The organism is Citrobacter sp. Colony219 (genome assembly GCF_019382635.1).
GTDB classification, from domain to species: domain Bacteria; phylum Pseudomonadota; class Gammaproteobacteria; order Enterobacterales; family Enterobacteriaceae; genus Citrobacter; species Citrobacter youngae.
In genome coordinates, this window is sequence record NZ_CP080033.1 from 671,810 (window position 1) to 678,468 (window position 6,659).

Here is a 6,659-nt window from a genome sequence, read left to right on the forward strand (position 1 = left end):
ATGGCGACGCTCACGCGTCTTATCAGGCCTACAAAGGATGTGTAGGCCTGATAAGCGTAGCGCCATCCGGCAACCAGCATCAACCATTGGTCAGCTTTTCAAACTCTTCACAGCCGGTATCAAATCCTTCCATACAGCTCAGATTCAGCCAGTGCAGCGCCTTCTGTTTATTCTTCACGATAAACCCCTGCTCGCCGTTTAAGAACATCATTCCGGCCCAGTACTCGGAATAACCGGTGCGGGAGATGGCCGAGCTGCGCTTGAAATACCATGTGGCCTTTTCATCGTCAGCAGGAATACCCACGCCATTGGCGTAGATCAGTCCGAGCAGCATTTGTGCATCGACAGTGGAGTCATTTTCCAGATCTTCAGAGGCGTTTTGCAGCAATGTAATGGCTTTGGGGTAATCTGTGCGTCCAGCCTGCGTGTTCACCAGAATTCTCGCCAGCGTAATTTCCCCCGCCTTACTGCCTGCCTCGGTCGCTTTTTCGGCCAGCGTTTTGGCTTGTGGATAATCCAGACTGACCGGGTTGGTTATCTTAATTTGCGCCAGTAAGGCCCAGGCATCCGCATCGCCGTTGTCGGCTGCTTTTTGCGCCCAGTATTCGGCTTTGCTCAAATCGCCTGAACTAAACCAGGTATCGGCGAGAAAGTATTGTGCGCGTCGGTCTCCTGCCTCAGCGGCCTGTAAGTACTGGCTTCCTGGCTCAGTATCACTGGCATGGGCAAAGAATGTCATAAAGAACATCAATGCAATGATTTGTTTCATTTTGAGTTTTATTTAGGGTACGGAATGAACAGTATAAAGAGATCGTATGGATAAAAAAACAGCCTCCGGGCGGAGGCTGTTGCAGAACAGGTACGAAAACGGATTAACCCATCGCGCTTTCGCGCAGGCTGGCTTTCAGCTTGGTGTACTCATCAATCACATACTGTTCGGCGGCGCGCTGATCGGCAATGCGTTCAACGTTAACGGCACAGTACTTGTACTCCGGCGTTTTGGTAATCGGGCTCAAGTTCTCGGTTACCAGCTCATTACAGGCCCCAATCCACCATTGGTAGGTCATGTAAATCGCGCCTTTGTTTGGACGATCGCTGACTGCCGCACGGGTAATGACCCGACCTTTACGCGAGTTCACCCACACCAGCTCTTCATCCTGGATGCCCAGGCGTTCTGCGTCGGCGGTGTTGATCTGGGCATAGCCCGGTTCATCCGCCAGCGCGGCCAACGCCGCACAGTTACCGGTCATCGAACGGCAAGAGTAGTGGCCGACTTCACGCACCGTTGATAGTACCATTGGGTACTCTGGGGTGAGTTTGTCGATTGGCGCTACCCAGTCACAAGTGAAGAACTGCGCCAGGCCGTTCGGGGTGTCGAACTTCTCTTTGAAGAGGTAAGACGTCCCCTGGTCGGCATCGGAGGTGTCGCGGCAAGGCCACTGGATATAACCCAGTTCGCCCATCTTCTCGTAAGTGGCACCGTAGAAATCCGGGCACAGATGACGCAACTCGTCCCAGATTTCCTGGGTGTTGTTGTAGTGCATCGGATAGCCCATACGGGTGGCGATTTCACTGATAATCTGCCAGTCCGTTTTCAGATCCCACTTCGGCTCAACGGCTTTAAAGAAGCGCTGGAAGCCACGGTCAGCCGCGGAGAATACGCCTTCATGCTCACCCCATGACGTAGACGGTAAAATAACGTCTGCGGCAGCGGCGGTTTTGGTCATGAAGATATCCTGTACGATGACCAGTTCCAGATCCTCAAAGCCTTTACGTACCGCGGAAAGCTCAGCGTCGGTCTGTAATGGATCTTCACCCATAATGTAGGCCGCACGAACTTCGCCATGGGCCGCACGGTGCGGCAGCTCGCTGATGCGATAGCCGGTATGTGCAGGCAGGCTTTCCACGCCCCAGGCTTTGGCGAATTTCTCGCGGTTCGCCGGATCTTTCACGTACTGATAGCCCGGATAGGTATCCGGCAGCGCGCCCATATCGCATGCGCCCTGAACGTTGTTCTGGCCACGAACCGGGTTAACACCGACGCTTGGCTTACCGAGGTTACCGGTCAGCATTGCGAGGCTGGTCAGTGAACGCACGGTTTCCACGCCCTGATAGAACTGGGTAACACCCATGCCCCACAGGATGGCCGCACTTTTCGCCGTGGCATACATACGTGCAGCCTGACGGATATCGTGCGCGCTCACGCCCGTGATATCTTCGACGGACTCCGGCGTGTAGCCTTCGACAATCTTGCTGTACTCTTCGAATCCTTCCGTACGCGAGGCGACGAACGCCTGGTCGTACAGTTTTTCTTCGATGATGATATGACCCATAGCGTTAAGCAGCGCGATATTCGAGCCGTTTCTCAACGCGATGTGCATGTCAGCAATACGCGCAGTTTCAATTTTGCGCGGATCGCAGACGATAATTTTCGCCCCGTTACGTTTAGCGTTAATCACGTGATTCGCCACGATAGGGTGGGAATCCGCCGGGTTGTACCCGAAGATGAACACTAAATCTGTGTTATCAATTTCATTGATAGCATTACTCATTGCGCCGTTACCGACCGATTGGTGCAGACCTGCAACCGATGGGCCGTGTCAGACGCGAGCGCAGCAGTCAACGTTATTGGTACCAATAACGGCGCGCGCGAATTTTTGCATTACATAGTTGGTTTCGTTACCCGTACCGCGAGATGAACCGGTCGTCTGAATAGCGTCCGGGCCATACTTCGCTTTGATGGCGCTCAGACGAGTGGCGACGTAATCAAGCGCTTCATCCCAGGAAACAGATTCCAGTTTGCCGCCACGCTGGCGACGGATCATTGGGGTTTTCAGACGAGGGGTCAGGATCTGGGTATCGTTGATAAAATCCCAGCCATAGTAGCCCTTCAGACACAGGGTACCCTGGTTGGTTTTCCCCTGCGCCGCTTCAGCCCGGACGATTTTGCCGTTATCGACCACCAGGTTGATTTTGCAACCTGATGCGCAATATGGGCAAACCGTGACGACTTTTTTCATCGGTCTCGCTCCAGTTAATCAAATCGCGCATACGCGCTTGTCGCTGTGGTTATGCATCTTTTATGCCATGTTTTTATCAGGGGCATTCATCGATATTACGGGCGAATTTTGCGCAAAACCCTGACGAAAAACAGGCTGTCGTCATATTTGACGTGACGAATCTCCAATACGTGACGCCCCGGCAGTGTGACCGAGGTTATGTTTCCCACACATCCTTGTGCCTTATCGCTGTCACTCTGGGCAGAATCAATCACACTCATTTAAGTTGGCCAGAAATGGGGAAAAACAATGAAGCCAGCCATACTGGTTGTGGATGATGACGTGGCGGTCTGCTCGCTTTTACAGGATGTGCTGAGCGAACACGTCTTTGCAGTGACCGCTTGTCATACCGGGCAGGAGGCGCTGCGTTGCATTGATACTCAGCCGGAGATCGCGCTGGTGTTATTGGACATGATGTTGCCCGATATCAACGGTCTGATGGTGTTGCAGCAGGTGCAAAAGATGAGGCCCGGACTGCCGGTGGTGATGCTGACCGGGCTTGGCAGCGAGTCGGATGTGGTGGTCGGGCTGGAAATGGGCGCTGACGATTACATCGGTAAACCGTTCAATGCCCGGGTGCTGGTGGCGCGGGTGAAGGCGGTGCTCAGACGCGTCGGTGTGTTAACACCCGAAAGCAGCGGCCCACAAACTACGGGGTTATCCTTTAATGGCTGGCATCTGGACACTGCAGGTTGTCAGTTACGTAATCCTCAGCAATTGAAGGTTGAACTGACGCAGGGTGAATACAGTTTGCTGCTAGCGTTGGCACAGAACGCCCGTCGGGTGCTCAGTCGGGAACAATTGCTGGAATTGACGCGCAGCGACAGCGTTGAGGTGTTTGACCGCACTATTGACGTGTTAATCATGCGATTGCGGCGAAAAATAGAGATTAACCCGCATCAACCGATGTTGATCAAAACCCTGCGCGGGCTGGGCTATGTATTCGCCGCCGACGTGCAGCATCACGACAAGGCGGCGTAAACGCCTTATCCGGCCTACAAAAGCGATAACGACCTCGTAGGCCTGATAAGCGTAGCGCATCAGGCAACAGCCATTCCGGCTTTTAACTCTTCCAGCGTTTTCGCGCCGTCTATCGCATTGGCGCACAACAAACTGGCTCGCGCGCAGGCGTGTGCCAGTCGGATGCTCTCTTCCAGCGACCAGCGTTCATGACAGCCATACAAAAAACCGGCGCAAAACGCATCTCCCGCCCCGACGCTGCCGACGATCTCCTCCTGCGCCAGGTATTGTGACGGAACCCAAATGCCCGCCCGATCCGGCGCTTCCCCCCAGGCACCTTCCGGGCAGTGGATCACCACCCGCTGGCGTACGCCCGCATTTAGCAGTTCGCGCGCGGCGGTGGCGATATGCGGGATATGCAGCTCGCCGTTGGGCTGGCGGATCTCCAGCCCGCTGAACTCTCCGGCTTCCAGCTCGTTAATCACCAGATAATCGAGATGGCGCAGGGCGGGCATCACCAGCGGCTGGTAGCGCGGGTCGCCCTTGCGTGAGACCAAATCCAGCGATGTTTCAAAGCCATTGTCGCGCATTTGCGCCAGCAGCCGAGCGCTACGCGTGCCGTACTCTTCATCCGGCATGTCCAGGCTGTCGAGCAGCAACAGATAGCCAAGATGGAAGATTTTCATCGAGGTATCCAGTTGCTCAAAAGCGGGCAGATCCAGCAGTCTGTTGGCACCCGGCGAGTGGAAAAAGGTGCGCTGACCGCTCGGGTCGGTCATCACCTGCGACATTGACGTAGGGGCTGATGTTGTGCGCTGAACATGCTGGCGATTAACGTGATACTGTTCCAGCATCGCCATGATGTAATCGCCATCGCTGTCCTTGCCAATTAAGCCCACCGCCTGCAGCGGCAATCCGGTGTGCATTTTTGCCAGTGTAAGCAGCACGTTCAGCGGCGCACCGCCCGTGGCGCGTTCGCTACGGGTGATTTCTGCCAACCAGCCGCGCTCCGGCCACTGCACAATCTGATGTACATGATCGACCAGCATGTTGCCTGCGGCGATAATGCCTTTACGTTCCATCAGATTTGCCCCACGCTGCCAAAAATACGCATCTGCTCTGAAACGGTATCAGTAATGGCCTCTTCAATGCTGAGCAGCAGTTCGGCGAATTCGTCGTACAAGGGCTGACGATTCGCCATCCGCGTCTCCACTGCTGACAGCGCCGCCTGCGACATGCCCGTATAAAAGTTGATTTTGTGAATGCCAAGCTCGATTGCCCGACGGAAATCGTCGTCGCTGATGCCGGAACCGCCGTGCAGTACCAGCGGGATCGCCGCTTGCTGGCGAATGGCGTCCAGACGCGGGAAGTCGAGCACCGGTTCGCCTTTATATTTGCCGTGGGCATTGCCAATGGCGACCGCCAGCGCGTCAATACCGGTTCTGTCGACGAAATCACGCGCCATCATCGGGTCGGTGAATAGCGACTCGTCGGCATGACCGTACAGCGCGCCGCCCTCATCACCGCCCACTGCGCCCAGTTCAGCTTCCACAGACACGCCGACAGCGTGGCACATCTTCACCACTTCGCGGGTTTGACGGATATTTTCTTCATATTCCAGCGTGGATCCATCGAACATCACTGAGCTGAAACCTAAGCGTAACGCTCGCACCACCGACTCAAAGTGCAGGCCGTGGTCAAGATTCAGCACTACCGGAATGTCATGTCTGGCGGCTTCGAACTTGACCGCTTCGACCAGAGAATCCAGCGAGATATATTTAAAATGCACTTCGGCGATATTGATGATAAACGGCGAACGTTCCTGCTTTGCCGCGGCAAACAGCGCACGCAGGAAGTGTGAGTCCAGAACGTTAAATGCCCCTAAGGCATAGCGGTGCTCGCGGGCATGGGCAAGCCCATCGGCGAGAGATATCAACGGCATAATGCGCTCCTTGGTTAGCGGAACAGGCGATATTCGTTACACAGCACCAGCAGCGCCGGTTCGTCTTCTTCAATGTCGTTGTAGCGGGAAATCGGTTGCAGAAAATGGTTGTCGTGGTCGTCGTCATTAACAGAAGAGACCTCGCCAACCAGCACGTCGCCAAAACCTTTTTCCGCCCAGAAGCTGTGATACAGGCCCGGCGGCAGGCAGATGCTCTCACCCGGCGTCAGGCGTAGTTGGCTGCCCGCGGCATGGGTTTGTCGGCAGCCATCAATGACCACATTGACGTCGCTGTCTTCCGTTTGCTCGCGGATCCCTGCATTCCACAGTTCGACAATCAGATTGCCGCCGCCGCGATTGATAATGTCTTCGCGTTTGCGCCAGTGAAAATGCATCGGCGTGACCTGCGCATCGCGAACATGCATGATTTTCTCGGCGTAGCATTTCTCGTAAGGCATGCCTTTCGGCGAACCATTACGCAGGGTGAACAGCGTTAATCCTTGCGCGGCGAAATTGTTGCCGCCGAATGCGGTGACATCCCAACCGAGCTTAAGGTCGAACACTTCGCTCCAGGCAGCGGCATCAAGCTTGCGCCATTGGGTCGGCGGGAAACTGGCAAAAGGGGGGAGATGCACGTCGTGCTGAGAGAAAAACTGGCGCGTGTGGCCAAGGATCTCGTTTATTGCGGAGCGTTTCAT

The 6,659-nt window shown here is 55.1% G+C and carries 6 protein-coding genes; 1 reads left to right on the forward strand and 5 read right to left on the reverse strand.

Annotated features, from left to right (window positions below; translation table 11 throughout):
• Nucleotides 1-79: 79 nt before the first annotated feature.
• A complete protein-coding gene (gene yjcO, locus JTI85_RS03015) occupies nucleotides 80-769 on the reverse strand; it encodes a Sel1 family TPR-like repeat protein YjcO (protein WP_061067033.1) in 690 nt (229 codons plus the stop codon).
• A 103-nt stretch (nucleotides 770-872) separates the two neighbouring features.
• Nucleotides 873-3,020: a formate dehydrogenase subunit alpha gene (fdhF, locus tag JTI85_RS03020; protein ID WP_219352100.1), complete on the reverse strand. Its 2,148-nt coding sequence runs from the start codon at nucleotides 3,018-3,020 to the stop codon at nucleotides 873-875.
• Between the two features lie 288 nt (nucleotides 3,021-3,308).
• Here fdhF and JTI85_RS03025 point away from each other — a divergent pair, with 288 nt between their 5' ends.
• Nucleotides 3,309-4,040, forward strand: a complete 732-nt coding sequence (locus JTI85_RS03025; RefSeq protein ID WP_137345853.1) for a response regulator — start codon at nucleotides 3,309-3,311, stop codon at nucleotides 4,038-4,040.
• A 59-nt stretch (nucleotides 4,041-4,099) separates the two neighbouring features.
• Here JTI85_RS03025 and JTI85_RS03030 read toward each other — a convergent pair whose 3' ends face one another.
• The 3 genes from JTI85_RS03030 to JTI85_RS03040 all read right to left on the reverse strand — a co-directional run.
• Nucleotides 4,100-5,104, reverse strand: coding sequence for a carbohydrate kinase family protein (locus JTI85_RS03030; RefSeq protein WP_137375836.1), 1,005 nt, complete (start codon nucleotides 5,102-5,104; stop codon nucleotides 4,100-4,102).
• Nucleotides 5,101-5,961, reverse strand: a complete 861-nt coding sequence (locus JTI85_RS03035; protein WP_199986426.1) for a ketose 1,6-bisphosphate aldolase — start codon at nucleotides 5,959-5,961, stop codon at nucleotides 5,101-5,103. The genes JTI85_RS03030 and JTI85_RS03035 overlap by 4 nt, the downstream gene beginning before the upstream one ends.
• A 14-nt stretch (nucleotides 5,962-5,975) precedes the next feature.
• Nucleotides 5,976-6,659 (reverse strand): D-lyxose/D-mannose family sugar isomerase (locus tag JTI85_RS03040; protein ID WP_201443101.1); only part of this gene is annotated, 684 nt, incomplete at its 5' end.

What these genes read in the sequence shown, in the direction of transcription:
- yjcO (WP_061067033.1), bottom strand. Translation starts at nt 769, where the DNA reads ATGAAACAAATCATTGCATTGATGTTCTTTATGACATTCTTTGCCCAT.
- JTI85_RS03025 (WP_137345853.1), top strand. Translation starts at nt 3,309, where the DNA reads ATGAAGCCAGCCATACTGGTTGTGGATGATGACGTGGCGGTCTGCTCG.
- JTI85_RS03035 (WP_199986426.1), bottom strand. Translation starts at nt 5,961, where the DNA reads ATGCCGTTGATATCTCTCGCCGATGGGCTTGCCCATGCCCGCGAGCAC.